At 39.8% G+C, this 19,698-nt stretch carries 16 protein-coding genes and 1 riboswitch; of the genes, 8 read left to right on the forward strand and 8 right to left on the reverse strand.

Features of this window, described 5'->3' with window-relative positions; all coding sequences use genetic code 11:
* Window positions 1-145: 145 nt before the first annotated feature.
* Window positions 146-2,983, forward strand: coding sequence for a carbamoyl phosphate synthase large subunit (locus CA265_20080; GenBank protein ARS41826.1), 2,838 nt, complete (start codon window positions 146-148; stop codon window positions 2,981-2,983).
* Window positions 2,984-3,250: 267 nt separating this feature from the next.
* On the opposite strand, the gene CA265_20085 is transcribed toward CA265_20080, so the two are convergent.
* Both CA265_20085 and CA265_20090 read right to left on the reverse strand, forming a co-directional pair.
* Window positions 3,251-4,558 carry a peptidase M28 gene (locus tag CA265_20085; protein ARS41827.1) on the reverse strand — a complete coding sequence of 436 codons (1,308 nt, stop codon included), beginning with the start codon at window positions 4,556-4,558 and terminating at the stop codon, window positions 3,251-3,253.
* Window positions 4,559-4,809: 251 nt separating this feature from the next.
* Window positions 4,810-5,934 (reverse strand): hypothetical protein, encoded by a 1,125-nt coding sequence (locus CA265_20090; GenBank protein ID ARS41828.1) that lies wholly within the window; start codon window positions 5,932-5,934, stop codon window positions 4,810-4,812.
* A gap of 127 nt (window positions 5,935-6,061) precedes the next feature.
* Between CA265_20090 and CA265_20095 the strand changes: the two genes are divergently transcribed.
* Together CA265_20095 and CA265_20100 are read left to right on the forward strand one after the other, a co-directional pair.
* On the forward strand, window positions 6,062-6,379 hold the full coding sequence (locus CA265_20095; GenBank protein ARS41829.1) for an NADH oxidase: 318 nt from the start codon (window positions 6,062-6,064) through the stop codon (window positions 6,377-6,379).
* Window positions 6,380-6,525: 146 nt separating this feature from the next.
* Entirely contained in the window at window positions 6,526-6,723 is a 198-nt protein-coding gene (locus CA265_20100) for a hypothetical protein (GenBank protein ID ARS41830.1), read from the forward strand.
* Here the strand turns inward: CA265_20100 and CA265_20105 are convergent.
* A complete protein-coding gene (locus tag CA265_20105; GenBank protein ARS41831.1) occupies window positions 6,701-7,732 on the reverse strand; it encodes a dipeptide epimerase in 1,032 nt (343 codons plus the stop codon). The genes CA265_20100 and CA265_20105 overlap by 23 nt on opposite strands.
* Before the next feature lie 78 nt (window positions 7,733-7,810).
* Here CA265_20105 and CA265_20110 point away from each other — a divergent pair, with 78 nt between their 5' ends.
* Window positions 7,811-8,947, forward strand: a complete 1,137-nt coding sequence (locus tag CA265_20110; protein ID ARS41832.1) for a hypothetical protein — start codon at window positions 7,811-7,813, stop codon at window positions 8,945-8,947.
* A 258-nt stretch (window positions 8,948-9,205) separates the two neighbouring features.
* Window positions 9,206-10,189 (forward strand): hypothetical protein, encoded by a 984-nt coding sequence (locus tag CA265_20115; protein ID ARS41833.1) that lies wholly within the window; start codon window positions 9,206-9,208, stop codon window positions 10,187-10,189.
* Window positions 10,190-10,431: 242 nt separating this feature from the next.
* Here CA265_20115 and CA265_20120 read toward each other — a convergent pair whose 3' ends face one another.
* The 3 genes from CA265_20120 to CA265_20130 are packed head-to-tail and all read right to left on the reverse strand — an operon-like array spanning window position 10,432 to window position 13,535.
* A complete protein-coding gene (locus CA265_20120) occupies window positions 10,432-11,046 on the reverse strand; it encodes a rhomboid family intramembrane serine protease (GenBank protein ID ARS41834.1) in 615 nt (204 codons plus the stop codon).
* A 5-nt stretch (window positions 11,047-11,051) separates the two neighbouring features.
* Complete coding sequence (locus tag CA265_20125; protein ID ARS41835.1) at window positions 11,052-12,791, reverse strand: hypothetical protein; 1,740 nt, start codon at window positions 12,789-12,791, stop codon at window positions 11,052-11,054.
* 30 nt (window positions 12,792-12,821) lie between these two features.
* Window positions 12,822-13,535, reverse strand: a complete 714-nt coding sequence (locus CA265_20130; protein ID ARS43072.1) for a hypothetical protein — start codon at window positions 13,533-13,535, stop codon at window positions 12,822-12,824.
* A 74-nt stretch (window positions 13,536-13,609) separates the two neighbouring features.
* On the opposite strand from CA265_20130, the gene CA265_20135 reads away from it, so the two are divergent.
* Entirely contained in the window at window positions 13,610-14,863 is a 1,254-nt protein-coding gene (locus tag CA265_20135; protein ID ARS41836.1) for a peptidase T, read from the forward strand.
* A 72-nt stretch (window positions 14,864-14,935) separates the two neighbouring features.
* Here CA265_20135 and CA265_20140 read toward each other — a convergent pair whose 3' ends face one another.
* On the reverse strand, window positions 14,936-15,265 hold the full coding sequence (locus CA265_20140; protein ARS41837.1) for a hypothetical protein: 330 nt from the start codon (window positions 15,263-15,265) through the stop codon (window positions 14,936-14,938).
* Between the two features lie 154 nt (window positions 15,266-15,419).
* Here CA265_20140 and CA265_20145 point away from each other — a divergent pair, with 154 nt between their 5' ends.
* Together CA265_20145 and CA265_20150 are read left to right on the forward strand one after the other, a co-directional pair.
* A complete protein-coding gene (locus CA265_20145; GenBank protein ID ARS41838.1) occupies window positions 15,420-16,286 on the forward strand; it encodes an aldose epimerase in 867 nt (288 codons plus the stop codon).
* A gap of 109 nt (window positions 16,287-16,395) precedes the next feature.
* Window positions 16,396-16,827 carry a hypothetical protein gene (locus tag CA265_20150; GenBank protein ID ARS41839.1) on the forward strand — a complete coding sequence of 144 codons (432 nt, stop codon included), beginning with the start codon at window positions 16,396-16,398 and terminating at the stop codon, window positions 16,825-16,827.
* Between the two features lie 494 nt (window positions 16,828-17,321).
* On the opposite strand, the gene CA265_20155 is transcribed toward CA265_20150, so the two are convergent.
* On the reverse strand, window positions 17,322-18,623 hold the full coding sequence (locus tag CA265_20155) for a protein kinase (GenBank protein ARS41840.1): 1,302 nt from the start codon (window positions 18,621-18,623) through the stop codon (window positions 17,322-17,324).
* Window positions 18,624-19,558: 935 nt separating this feature from the next.
* Window positions 19,559-19,647, forward strand: a riboswitch (TPP riboswitch).
* The last annotated feature ends 51 nt before the right edge of the window (window positions 19,648-19,698 follow it).

Here is a 19,698-nt window from a genome sequence, read left to right on the forward strand (position 1 = left end):
AGGCCTTAAAATCATGCTAAAGATGTATCTTTGCATCCCGACAGAACAGTTGGGATTTTTCTTCTTACAAGCACAAAATCTCGTTGCTTCCAGGGTTTTAAAAGAACCAACACTTTAGAATTTTAATTATTGTTTAAGCTTTATCATGCCTAAAGACACTTCCATACGCTCAGTACTGATTATCGGATCTGGACCAATTGTTATTGGCCAAGCCTGTGAATTTGATTACTCGGGTTCGCAAGCGGCTCTTTCTTTAAAAGAAGAAGGAATTACCGTTTCCATTATCAACTCCAATCCGGCTACAATTATGACGGATAAGGTTATCGGTGACCATGTTTACCTGCGCCCGTTAACTGTTGATTCAATAGAGGTTATTTTACAAGAGCATATCGACTCTGCAGATTTACCTAAAATTGATGCCGTACTTCCTACTATGGGAGGCCAGACCGCATTAAACCTTTGTAAAGAAGCTGAAGAACGTGGTGTTTGGGAAAAATACGGTGTTAAAGTAGTTGGGGTAGACGTTGCCGCAATCGAAAAAACAGAAAATCGTGAGGCTTTCCGCCAGTTAATGGTTGATATCGGTGTAGGTGTTGCAGAATCGAAAATTGCCAACTCATTTTTAGAAGGTAAAGAAGCCGCACAGGAAATCGGTTATCCATTGGTAATCCGTCCATCATATACCTTAGGTGGTTCTGGTGGTGGTTTCGTACACAAAAAAGAAGAGTTTGATGCTGCTTTAAAACGTGGTTTAGAAGCTTCTCCAACACACGAAGTACTCGTAGAGAAGGCTGTTTTAGGCTGGAAAGAATATGAGTTGGAGTTGTTAAGAGATAGCAACGATAACGTAATCATTATTTGTTCGATCGAAAACTTCGATCCGATGGGTATCCATACAGGAGATTCGATCACAGTTGCTCCGGCAATGACTTTATCTGATCGTTGTTACCAGGAAATGCGTAACCAGGCAATCAAAATGATGCGTGCGATCGGTAACTTCGCCGGCGGCTGTAATGTTCAGTTTTCGGTTAACCCGGTTGATGATGAAATTATCGCCATCGAAATTAACCCACGTGTATCACGTTCATCAGCTTTAGCAAGTAAAGCAACTGGTTATCCAATTGCAAAAATCGCGGCAAAACTGGCCATCGGTTACAACCTGGATGAAATTGAAAATCAGATCACCAAAACCACTTCAGCATATTTCGAACCTACTTTAGATTACGTAATCGTTAAAGTACCTCGCTGGAACTTCGATAAATTTAAAGGTGCCAACAAAGAGTTGGGTCTGCAAATGAAATCGGTTGGTGAAGTAATGGCCATTGGTCGTACCTTTATCGAGGCCTTACAAAAAGCTTGTCAGAGTTTAGAGATCAACCGCGCTGGTTTAGGTGCTGATGGCAGACAGGTGCGCAATATTGAAGAAATTATGGACGGTTTGGAGCATGCTTCATGGAACCGTTTATTCTTAATAAAAGATGCCATGGCAATGGGCGTACCTTTGGAGTCGATCCGCAAGGTAACCAAAATTGATAAATGGTTCTTAAATCAGATTCAGGAGCTTGTATTGCTTGAAACTGAATTAAAAAGATATTCACTAAACAATATCCCTCAGGATTTCTTCGTAACACTTAAACAAAAAGGTTTCTCTGATATTCAGATCGCCTGGTTGTTAGGCAATGTTACCGAAGACGAAGTTTACGATCGCCGTAAAGCTTTAGGCATAAACAGGGTATATAAAATGGTTGATACTTGTGCTGCGGAATTCCCGGCCAAAACACCATATTACTACTCTACTTTCGAAGAAGAGAACGAATCTGTTCCTTCTGACAGGAAAAAGGTAATTGTATTGGGTTCAGGTCCTAACCGTATCGGTCAGGGTATCGAATTCGATTACTCTTGTGTACACGGTTTATTAGCGGCTAAAGAAACAGGCTTCGAGGCCATCATGATTAACTGTAACCCTGAAACGGTTTCAACAGACTTTAACATGGCCGATAAATTATATTTCGAGCCCGTATTCTGGGAACATGTTCGCGAAATTATCGAGCTGGAAAAACCGGTGGGCGTTATCGTTCAGTTAGGTGGACAAACCGCTTTGAAAATGGCGGAGAAGTTAACTGAAAAAGGCATCAAAATTATCGGAACATCGTTCGAGAATATGGACATTGCCGAAGACCGTGGCCGTTTCTCAGACTTGTTGAAAGATTTAGATATTCCATATCCGAAATATGGTGTTGCAGAGAATGCTGAAGAAGCCATTGTTGTAGCAAACGAAGTAGGTTATCCGGTGCTGGTTCGTCCGAGTTATGTATTGGGTGGACAGGGCATGAGCATCGTAATTAACGATGAAGACCTGGAAAAAGCAGTAGTAAAATTATTGGGCGATTTACCGGGTAACCGTGTATTGATCGATCACTTTTTAGATAGGGCAGAAGAAGCAGAATCTGATTCGATTTCTGACGGCGAGGATGTACACATTGTGGGTATGATGGAACACATCGAGCCTGCAGGTATCCACTCAGGAGATTCATTTGCCGTATTACCTACATTCAGCTTATCAGAAACGGTAACTAAAGCAATGGAAGAATACTCCATTAAAATTGCTAAAGCCTTAGATGTACGTGGCTTATTAAACATTCAGTTCGCCATTAAGGATGAGAAAGTTTATGTAATCGAGGCAAATCCAAGGGCATCGCGTACGGTTCCTTTCATCGCAAAAGCTTACGATGTGCCATACATCAACATTGCAGCTAAAATTATGTTAGGTGTAGCCAAACTGAAAGATTTTACGATCGTTCGTAAGCTTGAAGGTTATGCCATTAAAGAACCGGTTTTCTCTTATGAGAAATTCCCGGAGGTGGCGAAAGAATTAGGACCTGAAATGAAATCTACAGGTGAGGCCATCCGTTTCATCAAAGATTTAGAAGATCCTTACTTCCGCAAGCTTTACAAAGACAAATCGATGTATTTGAGTAAGTAATTTCTTACAAAGTTTCGAAAGGCACAGCGCAGGAGAGACTTCGTAAGTTTGCAAATAACAACAAAGGCCGGTGAAAAATCACTGGCCTTTGTTTTTGTTCGATTCGTACAAACATTGTGAGTTTAAATATGATCGTCACCCTGAACCGAGCTTTAGCGAGCTCACTGAAGGTAATTTATTTCAGGGTCTTAATAGCATGTAGTCATGCTGAAATAAATTCAGCATGACTACATGCTACAAAAAATCTATCAGGTTTTGAATGTTTTATTATTGTTTCAATTTCGGAATCCTTGTTGGGGTATCTTTTCCATTTACAATGCTCGTTGCGCTCTTGGCAATCGCTTTAATGGTAGAAAGGATATTTTCTACGTCTAAAGAACTGTATTCATCTTTCACACTGTGGTAGAGTTTATCGATATCAATTTTATCGGTACTAATGGTATGCGCCGGAACACCTAAAGCAGCCAACGTTGCGTTATCACTTCTATAGAATAAATTTTGATCCGGATAGGGATCTGGGTGGAAAGTAAATTCAGTTCCCGCTAAGTTTTTCTGCAAAATCTTCCCAAAATCAGATCTTTCATAACCTGTAATAAAGGCAGTATTCTTGCCAAATTTCGAATCCTTACCAATCATCTCAATATTGAACATGGCCACTACATCATCAGGATTTAGTTTCTCAGAAAAATATTTTGCCCCAAAACCACCGATTTCTTCAGCGGTAAAGGCCACGAAGATTAAAGTACGCTCATTGTTTTTCTGCGCTTTGTAATACTTGGCCAGGGCAATCATAGCCGTTGTACCCGAGGCATCATCGTCTGCACCATTGGCAATGCTATCGCCATCAACACTTTTTAAAAAGCCTAAATGATCGTAATGGCCTGAGAAAACCACAATTTCTTTCGCTTTTGATTTACCTGGAATTACCCCTGCAACATTAAATAAAGGCATTTTATCTACCTTACTTTTAATTGTTGCGGAAAAATCTGTTGCCGCATCTTTACCCAAAACAAAAACCTGCACAGCGCTTGTCGTTGCCTTAACATCTTTCTCATCAACAGTTGCCGGTTTGCCAAAATAACTGCTGTAACGCTTAAACAGATCAGCAAATTTACTGTCAACCAGAACGATCTGGTTTTTTTCAACACTCATCATTGCCCTGAGTTGAGGCACAAATGCTTTTTCGGGATCTAACTTAACAACTGTAGTATTCGACTTATCGAGTGTAACGCTTGCTGAAGTTACGCCTGAAATAATTAAATTTTCCGGGGCAACTTCCTGTCCGTCTATCTTAACACTTGTAGTCTGATTGGTAACCTGGTATTTGTTAAAGGTTTGGCGGAAAGTTTTCTCGCCGGTTAAAGGCTTTAAACCGATTTTTTTAAATTCAGATTCGATAAAAGTGGCTGCTTTATCAATACCGGGTGTAAAGGTTGCACGCCCCTGCATATCATCAGCACTTAAGGTTTTAATCAGGTGGTCGGTGTATTCGCGTGTGATGATTTTATCTATGTTTTGCGCTTTAAGCTGCAAACTTGCCATCCCGACAAGGGTAAAAAGGAATATTTTTTTCATATAATAAGTTATAACGGGTTCAATTTAGGAAAAATTAAGGTTTTTGCCCGGTAGTTCCGGATTTTTTGCCTGATGGCTTGTTGGTTGATGGTTGTTAGTTAATGGTTTGATCGTTCATGGTTGATAGCCATAGCTTGATAATGGTTCCGGTTTGTATTTTATTTAACCTTCAAACCTTTCCACATTACAATTTAGATCATGATCGATGAACTGTTCGCTCCATCATCCCTCTTCTATTACACATCTTCCATCTACTCTCCGTCCCAATCGTATTTTTCGAGATCGCGGTAAGCTTTTCCTTTTATAATTTCCTTCTTTTTTGACGATTCGGAATCGACCCTGGTTTCGTGAATATTATCGGCCACTTCGAAATGGAAATCCCTATCCTTTTTAGAATGATAAATCGATACTTCGTCCCCATCCGCGATAGCATAATCATAAGGTCCCCGTGCACTCATCAGTTTTACAAACACAGGTAAACATTCAAAAAAGATAAACAGCAGGCCGATAAAAGTAACGGCAATTGCGGTATTGTTATCCCGTGTACCATCAACATTAAATTTAAGTTGACCTAATGCCCAGTTCCGGTCGGCAAAACCAGCAATATCCGATAAACTGTCTAACTGTTTTTTAGTATACAGCTTCTCGGTAAACAGTCCATCAAATTCCTTGCGTTTGTCGACAAAAGCTTCCGATTTATTGATGTTGGCTTTTAGCGAATCTAATTCTGCAGTGCGCTGCGCAATTTCGGCTTCCTTACGTTTAGCATATGGGCCATAGCCCATTACACCTGATGTTTCGGTGGTTTTGTTGCCAAAAATCTCGAAATTAAGCTTTTGCCTATCTGCTTTAATGCCTTTTTCAAGCGAATCTCGCGTGGCTTTCTGTTGATTTAACCGGCCAAATTCTACCTGGTATTTTTTCTCAAAAGCTTTGTTCAGGGTATCAATTTTAGAACGTTGACCATTCAAATAACTAACTTTTAGGCGCTCTTTAATTTCTTTATCGAAAATTTTGAGTTCTATGGGTCTCGAAATCACCAAACCAATCATAATGGCCAACAGGATACGCGGTGTAGCCTGTAACAATTGTTTATTGGTACTGGCGCTTTTGTTAATGCTCGATACGATATAACGGTCCATATTAAAGATGGCCGCCCCCCATAAAAAGCCGAAAACAATGGCAAAAATTACCGCCAGATCATCACCCTTAAACACAAAATACATGGCGTACCCCCCTGAAAGGGCTGCAAACAGGCCTGTAAAGAAGATGGTGGCGCCAATGCCAGTATATTTATTTTGTTCTGAAGGATACTTTTCCAGTGTCGGGATGTGAGCGCCAGAGCAAAACCAAAAGAAACGGTTCAGTTTGTCCATTTGTAACTATTTATAATTAAACGCCTAAGGGTTAAAGTTGTTACAGTTTTGCACAAAATTTATGGCATTTTTTTGATGGGGAGCGTAAATTTGATTTTCCTATATTTGCATAAATACATTTAATAAAATGAAAGAAATATCGGTACAAGAACTAAAAGAGAAAATCGATAACAAAGAAGATTTTCAATTGATTGATGTTCGTGAAACATTCGAATATGAGGTTTCCAATCTTGAAGGTGAGAATATCCCTTTAGGTGGAATTTTAATTGAGGCTGATAAGGTTGCGAAAGATAAGCCAGTAATTATTCAGTGCCGCAGTGGAAAAAGAAGCGCAGCAGCAGTAATGCAGTTGGAGCAACAATATGGATTCGATAATCTTTATAACTTAAAAGGCGGTATTTTAGCCTGGCAAGAGGCTTTCGATCCAAGTATGCCAGTATATTAATAATAACCAATAAACAAATTCCAATTATCAAACTGCAACCGCTGAAATGAATCGTAAGTATTCCTTTTCCACACAAGGGTTTGATAATTGGTTATTGCAATTTGGTTATTAATTAGTCCATTCTATTATAAGATAAATTCCTCATTGTGGGTAAAAAATTTGCTTTAAATATCTTCTATAACTTAGCCATTATCCTTTCTATTTTCGGATTGGTGTGGTGTTATAACAATGCTAAATATCTTCCGGCTGGCTTTTTGGTCGGCACAACAGCTTGTTTGTTCTACTTTAAGTATCAACTGACTAAAGACATCAGGAAAAGCTTTAAAGAAAAAGATCCGAAGTAATACCCTCCAGCCCTAAACCGGGCAGGTCTTTTAAAATATACTTGCCGTTTTCGAATGCTGGATCAGTAAAGGGATTATTCTTCGTGAGCCATGGCCCATCCAAATCGGCCCAGTTACACAATGGCGCCAAAGCAGCTGCCGCTAAAGTAGCACAACTGGTTTCGCTCATACAGCCAATCAGCACTTTCATCCCAAAAGAACGGGCTTTTAAAATCATCTGATGCCCTTCGTACATGCCGCAGCTTTTCATCAGTTTTACGTTAATACCATGATAAGCGCCTTTCAGTTTGTCCATGTCGGCTAAACGCTGAACGGCCTCGTCTGCCAGCAAAGGAATCGGACTACGCTCGGTTAGCCAGGCATTTCCATCGAGGTTATTTTTATCCATAGGCTGCTCGATTAATACCACGCCCTGGTTATGCAGCCAATAAATTAAATCAATCGCTTTAATCTTATCTGCCCAGCCCTGGTTCGCATCCACATATAAGGGTACACTGGTCATGCTCCTGATGGTTTCGATAATTTCCTGGTCGTTATCCCGCCCCAGTTTAACTTTGATCACTTTAAAAGCTTCGGCATCTTTCAGTTTTTCTCGGATTACCTCAGGGGTATCAATCCCAATGGTATAAGAAGTGACCGGCATTTTAGCTGGATCGGCACCGTAAATTTCATAACAGGGTTTGTTTAACAGCTTCCCCTGAATATCGTTAAGGGCAATATCTATCGCGGCTTTAATGGCCGGCTGGCCGGGAGCGAGACGGTCCAGATAGGCAATAATTTCTTCGAAATCGAAGGGATATTGGATTTTATCCCAATCTACAAGGCTCAGAAAAGCCGCCGCACTTTCGTAGCTCTCGCCCATATAAGGTACCATAGAGGCCTCCCCATAACCTGTTACCCCTTGGTGCTCCACCTTTAACAACATTAAGGGGGTACTGGTACGGGTAAATTTCGAGATCGAAAAAGGATGTTTTAATTCTAATTCAAATTGCCTGCAACTAATCTTCATTATCAATCGTCTTCTAAATAAATAAGGTAATTATCGTCTTACAAATTATCTTTGTTTATTAACGCAACTACCAGTGCCATGAAAAACATTTCAAGATTACGGTATTTTATTTATTTATCCTTAATAATTATTGGAGGATGTACCACCGGGAAAAAAGCCTTACAAAAGGGTGATTATGATGCTTCGGTTGCCAAAGCAGTTAGCAGGCTGCAAAACTCGCCTAAAAACAGTGAAGCCATGGAAGTGTTAAAAACAGCGTATGATTTAGCACTGCAAGACCATTTACGAAAAATTGAAGAAGCTAAAATGTCTAACGATTTATTCCGATGGGAATCGGTGATGTACGATTATCAGAAAATCAATCAAATAGCCGATGATATTAACAGTTGCCCTGCCTGTTTAGCCATTGTTCCTAATCCTTCAAAATACATCAATGAACTTGCTGACAGTAAGTATAATGCTGCCGGGGCCAGGTATAATTCGGGTTTAGGTTATTTAAGAGAAAACAACCGCCAATCGGCAAAAAAAGCCTATTACGAATTCGAGAAAACACAAAATCTTCAAGCCAATTATAAAGATGCCAAGGCTAAAATGGAGGATGCCTATTGGGCGGCAGTAACCCGGGTTGTGGTTCAGCCCATTATTGTAAACAGCGGCATGTACAAATTAAGTGCTGATTATTTCCAGCAGCAGATTGATCAGTTTATTGGAAATTACTCGAGAAATAAGTTTGTGATTTTTTATGGCGAGGCCCAGGCTACCGATCAAAAAATTGTTCCCGACCAGGTATTGAGCTTAAACTTTGACGATTTCGTGGTGGGTCAAACCTACGTAAAAGAAAGGGTTGAAAAGTTAAAACGCGATAGCGTAGTTATTGGCGAAACCCGCCAGAAAAAACCTATTTATGGTACCGTAAAAGCCACCTTAAGTATTTTCGAAAAGAATATATCCTCATCAGGCTTATTGGACATGAGCATTACCGACTGGAAGACTAAAAAGCTGGTACGCCAGCAAAAATTCCCTGGAACCTATGTTTGGAGAGACAGTTGGGCAACCTATAAAGGCGATGACAGGGCTTTGAGTAAACAACAATTGGCCATTACCAGAAGGAGAGAGCAATTGCCTCCACCACCAAGTGCTTTATTTTTAGAATTTACCAAACCCATTTATAACCAATTGGTTGATGATATCAGTTACTATTATAATAACCTGTAGACCTCACCCTGTTAATGGAAATGGTATAGCGATGTCTTTTGTTGAAGTAGTATCATAAGGCGATTCTCCTCAGATGCTGTCATGTTGAGCCTGTCGAAACACCTTAAAGCGTATTTAAGCAAGTCCTTCGACAAGCTCAGGATGACAATCTTTATTTACCTCTGCAAGAGTAATAGGCAAAATAAGTCAACTAACAGGGTGAGGTGGTTGTAATCCCTGCGTTAAAATAAAATATCGGTACAAAGCACTAAAAATATAATGGTTAATATTGCAGTGATGAATACCGGCTTATACAATCCTTTCCAAAACTTCGATTTTTTATACAAAATCTGCTTCTTAAGTGGCAAAACCTTTCATTCACCTGTTGTTCAGGTGCCCTTAATTCCAAAATGGTTGTTGGAACAGGCAGGTTTGAGTGGTGAAGAGCAGATCCAGTTTTTGGATGAAAGTATCCGTTCGTATAATACCTTGGTTATTCCGGTAAACAGCGAAGTAAATGAACAGTTTTTAAATCCGCTGGAGGCAAAAATCGAAGCCGCCTTTGCAAACGGTTATGATGCCGTTTCTGCATTACCAGAACTGGATCTTTTTAACTGGATCGGTAAGTTTCTATATGGCTTCGTGTATATCGAAATGCATTCGGCGCTACGTAAGGAAATGACTGCCGATGGTTTAAACATGTCGCAATCGTTAATGATGAAATTTGCCAACCTGAATTTCATGATGCAGAACCTGTATACCAGCCTGGAGTTTGAAGATTTTTCACCATGGTCTATCACTGTCGTAAAATTAGAAAACGGAGAAACACCCTTCAGTTTCCGTGATGAGATCAACACTTTAACCTTCTCGTTAAAAATGAAGGATTTTGGTATCATCGCTTGTTTACAGGATAACGGCACCAATAAACGCTACCACCAGGATATCATTAACGAAATAAAAGGAAAAGCTTTAACCGCCGAACAGTTTGAAGAGCTGAGTGCGCGTTTTTATTATTCAGCTTACCTTTTCAATCGCCTACCCGAATATACTTTTATGCCGGTAGAAGGCACCACTTATATCGAGGCTATGCCTTTACGTGGAAACATGACTAAACCGCTTTTTGATGTCTGGCAGCATAAAGTATATGCCCAGGTATTGGAAAATTTCTGGAAACCCTGGGGTTATGTGGTATTCGAGATTATTAAAAACCCTGATGAACCAATGAGTTTCTTCGAGAAGCCTTTTCTCCCAAATGCGGGATAGGCTTTTTTTACCATTAAGGAATTAAGAACATTAAAAAATGTACCTTAATTATCTTAACTTCTTAATGTTAGGCCCAAGACCATTTTACGTTTAAGGAATTAAGAGCATTAAGAAATAAGGAAGATTATTATCTTAAGTTTCATCATAGCCAACCTAATTGGGTATCTTAAAGCAAAAAAACATGTAGCACCTTGCATTAGGATTCCCGTTTTCACGGGAATGACGATTCGTCCAGACAGAATCTACCTCCCACCAGTTAACATGGTAATAAAGTTTTGCAAAATACCCGGAACGAAAATAATCGTAAAAATCAATCCGGTTAAGGCACCGAAAAAGTGTGCATCGTGATTAATACCGTCTCTGGAGTTTCTCGAGGCATAATAGCAATAAATAAGATACAATATACCAAAAGCATAGGCTGGAATATCAAACGGTATAAAAAGTATTCTTATTGCGCTTTTAGGATTGAACAAAATGAAACTAAAAAGCACAGCGCTAATCGCGCCAGAGGCACCCAGGCTATTATAATTGAAGTTTTCTTTGTATTTAAATATTGTTGGCAAATCGCTAAGCACAAGTGCTATAACGTAAAGTAAACCAAACAGCCAACTCCCCATCAATTGTTCTAAAGTAAAAGCAAATGCTACGAAAGTAAACATATTGAAGAAAAGGTGCATCCAATCGCCATGAATTAAACCACTGGTAAGTACCGTCCAAACCTTATGGCCCCTTGATACACTGTAAGGATGCAGCATAAACTTGCCATAAAGCGAGTGATCGTAGAAAGCGTATAGGCTGGTAATAATGGTAAAAACGAAAATTACGGAGGCAACTGGTGCGATATTGAAGTATTCCATTAGGGTTATTTTAAATCAAGTTTTACGTCTGTTAGCAAACGGGCTACCGGATATCTATTGTGCGTTTTTTCGTAATAATCAGAATTTTTATACACAAAATCAAGTTGTGCAGCCGCATTCTTCGCAAATTCAGTATCTGAAGCTTTTTTTGCCTCCAGTTTACTTCTTAATTCTGGATTATTTTTCAATAGCGCTGTTGCCGTGTCTTCAAAAACATAAGCTGAGTAATGCTCTTTCATATCCAGAATAGAATCGAAAAAGTTCCAGTTGAAATAAGAATCAGTAGCCTGAGGCTCTAGTGTTTCTACAATATACCGGTTAACTGGCTGATCAACATAAACAACAAAATCGCCGGTATAATATTGCAGGTTTTGCTTAACCGGATTTACCTTTACAGCCGAGTGCAGGTAATGCCCCTCATATGGACGGGTTCCGGTTTTAAAATCGCCGATATAATAACTTTCTACTGCAATTTTCTGATCGGCCTTAAGTTCCCTGAGTTTAACATTATTCAGTTTAAGCAAGGCAATTACGCGGTCCCAGGCTTTTGGAATGACGTACGCAACCGGCTTCTGAACAGACAATGCAGGCTCGAATTTATTCCATTCTTTAATGGTTTTGGTGTAAGGCTTGCTTCGATCGTAATATAGACGGTCGGCTCCACTTACGGTACTGGGTTTTTGGCCAGCCTCAAAGCCTTTAAAAGTTAAGTCGTTTACTTCGGTTTTATTGAGTTTCCACTCTAAAGGAAATTCCTTTTGTGCGGCCACAAATGCATCGGCCTTTCGTTTATTCGCGCCGATAATGCTGGCATCACGTTCTACAAGCTGAATGTAGGTTTGCAAAAGTTTATAAGTTGCATCCACACGCAAATCGTACGATTTTAACATATGCGTTTCTGGCATAAAACCTATGGTATTGTGCAGCGTGGTGTATCCGGTAGAATAACGTGGAGGATCTATAAACCCACTGATCCCGCTTTCTGGTGTTTCGCCTATTGAGTTTACATATGGAATCATCGGGTACCCCATTTTCTCCATTCCGGTATATAAATCAGGCACCAATGTTTTAGTTAAATAATCAGCAAGGATCGGGTTGAGTTTATCTTTTTGTGTAGGAATAAGTGTCATTACATATTGATAATCTGCACCATTACTGGTATGCGTATCTACAAATATTTCGGGCTGCCAGGTATTAAATAGCTGTTGAAATGCCGCCGAATTTTTCGAATCGGTTTTAATGAAATCACGGTTCAGATCGAGGTTTTTGCTATTGCCCCTAAAACCATAAGCAACCGGGCCGTTCTGGTTAGCCCTTGATGTTCCGCTACGGTTAAAACTGCCATCTATATTGTAGAGGGGGATAATGCAGATGACCACGTCCTTGGGCAGTTTACCCGCTTTAAGCAGATCGCGGGCCAGCATCATCGAGGCATCTACACCCTCAGGCTCGCCCGGGTGAATGCCGTTGTTGATTAATAAAATCCTTTTATCATGCTTTCTAATCTCCGAAGGGTCAAAAACCCGGTCTCGCGATAAAACCAAAACATGCAAAGGTTTGCCAAAATCTGTATTTCCATAGCTCAACAATTTGGCCTCCGGATAGGTTTTAGCCAGGTTTTCGTAATAGGTTATGGCAGCAGTGTAGGTAGTGGTTTCAATTTTTCCACTTAATTCGAAAGGCGTTTTTTGTGCCGCAGCTTTTAACCGGATGGATAGCAAACAAAACACAAAGAATTTTTTCATGCCTTAAATCTAAGAAATGAAATGCGCTTATTAAAGGGTTTTACGATAAGATTTAATCCTGCCCAACATGTACTTAAAGCCTATGGTATAAGCGTTATAAACATCAGGAGAGTAGTTTTTAAATTTGATACTCGGATCGTTATAACCATCTAAACCCTCGCCGAAAGTAAAGTTCGATTGCGCATTGATATTGATCACATACCGCATATAACCGTAACCATCATTAATGTAATAGTTAAAACCGAAATTTAAGGGTACCAGGAGGTTCAGGCTTTTGTCTTTACCTGGAAAAGGGCCGTAACCTGGATTAGAGGCCCAGCTTGGTTTATATCTTACGATGTCGGTAATGTTATTGTTAACAGCCCCTATACCTAAACCCACATACAAACCTCTGATGTTGTATAAAAATTCGCTTTTATCGTAGTTCGCCACTTCGCCAAGCATCAGTTTGATATTGGCGGTAATGGCCGTATATTTATTTACAAACTGGCGGTTGTGCGGGTCGGTTTCGATATCTCCGCCTTGAACCATGCCATATTGCCCTTCTAAACCTAAGGTTACAAACGGCGTGATATGATAATCAAAAACGCCATAGGCTGTGTATCCATAACTTCCTTTGTATACGTCGGTATAAGATTTGTTTATTCCTCCGCCAAAACCGTACGACATTTTGAAATAGTTGGACTGGGCAAAAGAAAAACTTCCTATAAAAACAAGCAGAAGGGTTATGTAAGTAGCTCTCAGCAAATTAAAAATCATATCGTTTTTTTACAAAAATAATATGTTTATCGAATATCTATAACTTTTACCTTTGAATTATGAGCACATACACCAACTTTAACAAATCTCTCGAGCAGCGGTTTATAAAATATACGAAGATTGATACCCAATCTGATCCAAATTCTCCTACCTGTCCATCAACCTTAAAACAAAAGAATTTAGGTAAAGAATTGGTTCAGGAATTATTAGAAATTGGCATTTCTGATGCCGAAATGGACGATAACGGCTACGTGTATGGTACTATCCCTTCAAATACAAGCAAGCAGATACCGGTAATTTTCTTCTGTTCGCACATGGATACCTCGCCTGATTGTAGCGGCGAAAATGTTAAACCGATTATTCATGACAATTATCAAGGACAGGACTTAATTCTGCCTGACGATAATAATATTGTAATCAAACTCGCGGAACATAAAGACCTAAAACACCAGATTGGCAACGATATTATCACAGCAAGTGGAACAACTTTATTGGGTGCTGATAATAAAGCAGGATTAGCCGAAATTATGGAAGCAGCTGCCTTTTTAATGAAAAATCCTGAGGTAAAACACGGCACTATAAAACTTCTTTTTACCCCGGATGAAGAAATAGGCCGCGGTGTAGACAAAGCTGATTTAAAAAAATTAGGCGCCGATTTTGGTTATACCATAGACGGTGAAACACTGGGCTCTATTGAAGATGAAACCTTTTCTGCCGATGGAGCTACCCTTAAAATTTATGGCGTAAGTACACACCCGGGTTTCGCAAAAGGAAAAATGGAAAGTGCCATTAAAATCCTTGCCGAGATTTTAGATGCGCTGCCAAAAGACACACTCACACCAGAAGCCACACACCAAAAAGAAGGATTTATCCATCCGGTAAGCATGCATGGGCAGGTAGAAGAGGCCGAAGCACAGTTCATCATCAGAGATTTTACCGATGAAAAACTCGCAGCGCATGGACAGTTCCTGGAAGAAACCGTAAAAAAGGTGATGGCGAACTATCCGAAATCTACTTACAAGTTTGATATTAAAGCACAGTACCGCAACATGAAACAGGTTTTAGATCAGCATCCTAAGATTGTACAATACGGAATTGAAGCCATTGAAAGAGCTGGAGTAGTAGCCAAACAACAAAGTATCCGTGGCGGAACTGATGGCTCGCGACTTTCGTACATGGGTTTACCTTGCCCTAATATTTTTGCCGGAGAACATGCCTTTCATAGCAAACAAGAATGGGTAAGCGTACAGGATATGGAAAAAGCTGTACAAACCATTATTAATATCGCCTGTATCTGGGAAGAGAAGGGGTAAGTCCTGAGTCCTTAGTCTTGAGTCCAAAGTCTTGAGTCCTTATCATTCGATGATTAGACTCAGGACTAAAGACTAATAAGCAGCCTGCCCAATATCCAGCCGTGCTATTTTTCCTTCCTTGTTCAGCTGAAACTTAAAATAGGTTTTAAAATCGCCCCATTGGTCGGAGTGGAAATCGCCATAGACCTCCATTCCGTTGTTTTCAACTTTATCTATACAGGTAAAACGCTCATGTCCGAGTGCTTTTTTAAAGAAATTATTAAATTTCATCTGGTTCCCGTCGTCGTAAAAGGCAACATCCGTCGCAAATAAAGGAAACCATGTTTTTTCATCACCTTTTTGCAAAGCGGTAATAGCGGCCTTTACTTTTGCATTTGATAATTTTGTTAAATCTATCGCCATAGGTTTCTGATTTTGTTTTTGAGCGAAAGTAAATGCGCGGGTAATAAAATAAACAGTGCATTAAGCTTTTTCATGAGCTTAAGCTTTAAGCAGTGATCAAAATTAATAAAAAAGATATTTTTAAAGTACATCTTTTTGTTACTTTTAGCTTGTAATGATAACTCTCGAGAACGACTATATAAAAGTTAGCCTGGCTGCTAAAGGCGCAGAACTTCAAGGCTTATTTAGTAAAGAAACCCGGCTGGAATATTTATGGAATGCCAATCCTAAATATTGGGCAAAATACAGTCCGGTTTTATTTCCTATTGTTGGCTCATTAAAAAACAACCATTTTACTTACCAGGGTAAAAGTTACGAGCTCCCTCGCCATGGTTTTGCCCGCGATCATGTTTTTAATTTCGAAAAAATAAGTGAAACTGAAGCTATCTTTACATTAACTCAAAACGAAGATACCTTAAAAGTATATCCCTTTTATTTTGAGTTGAAACTACGCTATCAGTTAATAGATAGAAAGCTGAACTTAACCTACGAGGTAAAAAATACAGGTACTGCCGAGCTTTTATTCTCCATTGGTGCACATCCGGCATTTGCAGTACCCAATACACCCAATACTGTTTACGAAGATTATTACCTGGCCTTTAATGCCGACGAGAAACTAACTTTCTGGAAACTCGAAGATGGCTTAGTGGCCGATGAAACGGAGCTCATTGAACTCGGTGGCCACAGGTTAAACCTTAAGCACGACTTGTTTTATAATGATGCACTGGTTTTTAAAACCCTACAGAGCAATTGCATTAGTTTGCTCAACAATAAAAACGATTATGGCCTGCATTTTCATTTCGAAGAATTTCCTTTCTTCGGTATATGGGCTGCCACCGATGCCCCTTTTGTTTGTTTAGAACCCTGGTGCGGAGTGGCCGATGGCGTTCACCACGATCAGGAATTAACACACAAAGAGGGTATGATAAAACTTGATGCCGGCGAAAACTGGTCGCGGTTTTGGGAAGTAGAGTGTTTTTAGGTGGATTAGCGTAAGGAAAAGTAGCGAAACAAGCTTCATTTCTTAATCTAGTTTAAGAAAATTGTGCGCCGCAGGTATTAATTTGCCGTTTAAATAATTATCCAGCAAAATGAAAAACAGCGCACATTTCCCTCAATTATTTCTTCGCCTCGCTTTGGGTATTGGTTTTATACTTCCTGTTATGGACCGCTTTGGCTGGCTGGGCGCACCAGGCTCGCCAACTGTTGGCTGGGGCGATTGGTCGGCCTTTTTAGATTACACCAACTCCTTAATGCCCTTTTTAGCGAGGCCTGCAGCGAACGTAATGGCTATTCTGGCCACAGCCGGCGAGTTAATTTTTGCGATATTGCTTATCGTGGGTTACAAAATTAAGCTGGCCGCTATCGGTAGTTTTTTGCTCACACTAGCCTTTGCCCTCTCCATGCTCATCTTTGCCAATTACAGGGCTCCGTTTAATTATTCTGTTTTTGTTGTAAGCGCCTCCAGCCTGTTGCTGACCACACTGCCCACTTATAAATGGAGTATAGATGCAGGTAAATAATTATCCACATTAAAATTTTGTTATCGCCTTGTAGTGAAAACCACTACCCAGAAAGGGGTATTTTTACCTTTTAATTTGATGTTAACATGTTGATAACTATATTTATCATGTTAAAATTAAATCAACGGGACGATTTAGATTAAAACGCGAAGCCTTTCAGCAATGAAAGGCTTTTTTTTGCAAAAAAAACACGTCCTAAAAGAGGACGTGTTCATTCAAATCTAAAATTATTTTGGGACGATTGAGAATTAATCCAAATAAAGTGTTTAATACCCTGATACAAATATGAAAAAGATTAAGGATTTATTTCCGTTCAGTTTTATTCATCTGTAAAGGAGCCGCTTACCTAAAAAGCCGCTATAGAATGAATAAAACATTTTAGTATGTTTAAAATCATTCTTTTTCACATAAATGATCTGTGTTATGGCAACAAATAAGCCTGAACAAAAGAAATGCTGTTAATTTCCCAACGAAATTAAGACCCAAAACTCAGGTTAAATATCAGCCAGGGCCTCAACCAAATCCTGAAAACCAGGCCTGTTTAATGGCGATGGAGCTAAACAGGCATCCCGTAACGCACTCAACGTATTGAAACAGGTGCTGCTTACCGCTTCGTTTTTTAAAGAAAGTAAATCATCCAGCAGGTAACCGTAAGCACTCACTTCTATGCGCTCCAACGCATGGGCCAGTGTAATATCAGTCTGATCGTAAAAACTTGCAGCACCGAAATCACCGAACAAAGTACTGCCTTCATCATCAATCAAAGTATTGTGTGCATATAAATCGCCATGCATAATTCCCGCCTCGTGTAATTGCGCAGCTAACGAGGCGATGGTTTTGGCAATACCCAACAATTGTTTTTCTGACAACTGCATACCTGCCGGAAAAACATCCCTGGTACAGCTTGCTAAACTTGGTGGATTGCCCAGATTATAAAAATGATGCGGGATGAGGTCCATCACCAGACCTTTTTTATCTTCCGGATGCAGGGCAATCTGCCCGATTAAATTAACCAAACCAGGATGATACCCGGCAGCAATATAGGCTGTCATCTCATCTTCTGGCAAACCATCACTGGTTACATTGCCCTTAAATATTTTAACCGCTACCTCCTGCGTTTCATCACCAATAGTCCTATTTGCTTTCGAAATAACACCCGAAGCACCTTCACCCAATAAATGGTTAATCTCCAAATCGTGCCAGTTAACTAGCGAGAGCGCTTCCACAGCTGGTGTTTTACTAAAGTTGTTTCCGGAAAAAGCAATCCATGATAGTTTAGGCATGGCGGCTATCCATTGTGGCAGTGCATGCAGTTTATTAGCGGCTATACGCAATAACGATAAATTTTGGCAGTGGCTTAATTCTTCTGGCAAGGCAGTTAAAAGATTACCCGACAACATTAGCTTTTGCATGCGCGTACACAGCCCGATCTCTTTTGGTAATTCGGCAATATTGTTATTTGTTAAAATCAGCCAGCGAAGATTGGGATTGAGCGATTTTGATGGCACCGTTTTAATCTGGTTAGATTTAAATCCGACGATATCCAGCAAGGGGCAATCGGCGAGTACCTCAGGCATCACCGTAAAAAGATTTTCAGAACAGAAGAAAATCTTCAGTTTCTTTAAACGTCCAAAATCAGCTGGCAGCGTACTTAGCTTGTTAAAAGAAAGATCGAGTACCTCGAGTGTTTCAGCCAGATCGAATATTTCTTCAGGGAAAGAACGAAGATCTTCTGAAAGTTTTAACGATACCGCTCCTTTAAGTTTTCCGCTTTGTAATGCTAACAGGCTTTGCATGTATTCTGGTTTAAGGCAACGAAGATAGGGAGTTTAATTTGGAGTGGAGAGTCTTTGATGATGGAAAATGTAGGATGGATGATGGTGTTTAGTCCGAAGTCGGGAGTCTGAAGTCAGGAGTCAATAAACGTCTATGCTCAGCGATTGTCATCCCACGCATGTCCAAGAACCTTTAATTGAACCATATAAGACATAGAGGTGGCATATAAGCTCATGGGTCTTATATTCCTTATATGGTAAAGAACTTTGCGTCCAGCAATTGTCATCCTGAGCGGAGTCGAAGGATCTTGTATGATGGAAAATGTAAGATGGATGATGGAGTTTAGTCCGAAGTCGGGAGTCCAGAGTCAGGAGTCAATAAACGTCTTGTCATCCCTCGCATGTCCAAGAACCTTTAATTGAACTATATAAGCCATAGAAGGGGCATATAAGCTCATGGGTCTTATATTTTCTTATATTCCTTATATGGTAATGAACTTTGCGTCCAGCGATCGTCATCCTGAGCGGAGTCGAAGAATCTTGTATGATGGAAAACGTAAGATGGATGATGGAGTTTAGTCCGAAGTCGGGAGTCCAGAGTCAGGAGTCAATAAACGTCTTATCATCCCACGCATGCCCAATAATCTTTAATTGAAGCATATAAGACATAGAAGGATCATATTAGCTCAATGGTCTTAGATTTTCTTACATTCCTTATATGGTTAAAACTTCATTTTTTACGCCTAGCGCTACAATCTTTGTGGCTATCTCTGTGTTCTTTGCGGTTAAAAACATGGCATATAAGCTCAAGGCCCTTATATTTCTTACATTCCTTTATGGTAATGAACTGAACTTTACGCACATCGAATGTATGCTTCTATATTAGACTCAACCTCATATAGATTTTATCTATATAAATTTTTATTTGCAATAGAAATTTAATCCTATATATTTACAAAAAACTTTAGGGGTGCCTACGTGCTGAGAAATACCCTTTGAACCTGATGCAGTTAGTACTGCCGAAGGGAAAAGTGAAAGCAATACCATTGCTGTCTTTTCGACCCCGTTACGGGGCAATCTCTATAGTTTTTCCAAT

Source organism: Sphingobacteriaceae bacterium GW460-11-11-14-LB5, assembly GCA_002151545.1.
Taxonomy (GTDB): Bacteria; Bacteroidota; Bacteroidia; order Sphingobacteriales; family Sphingobacteriaceae; genus Pedobacter.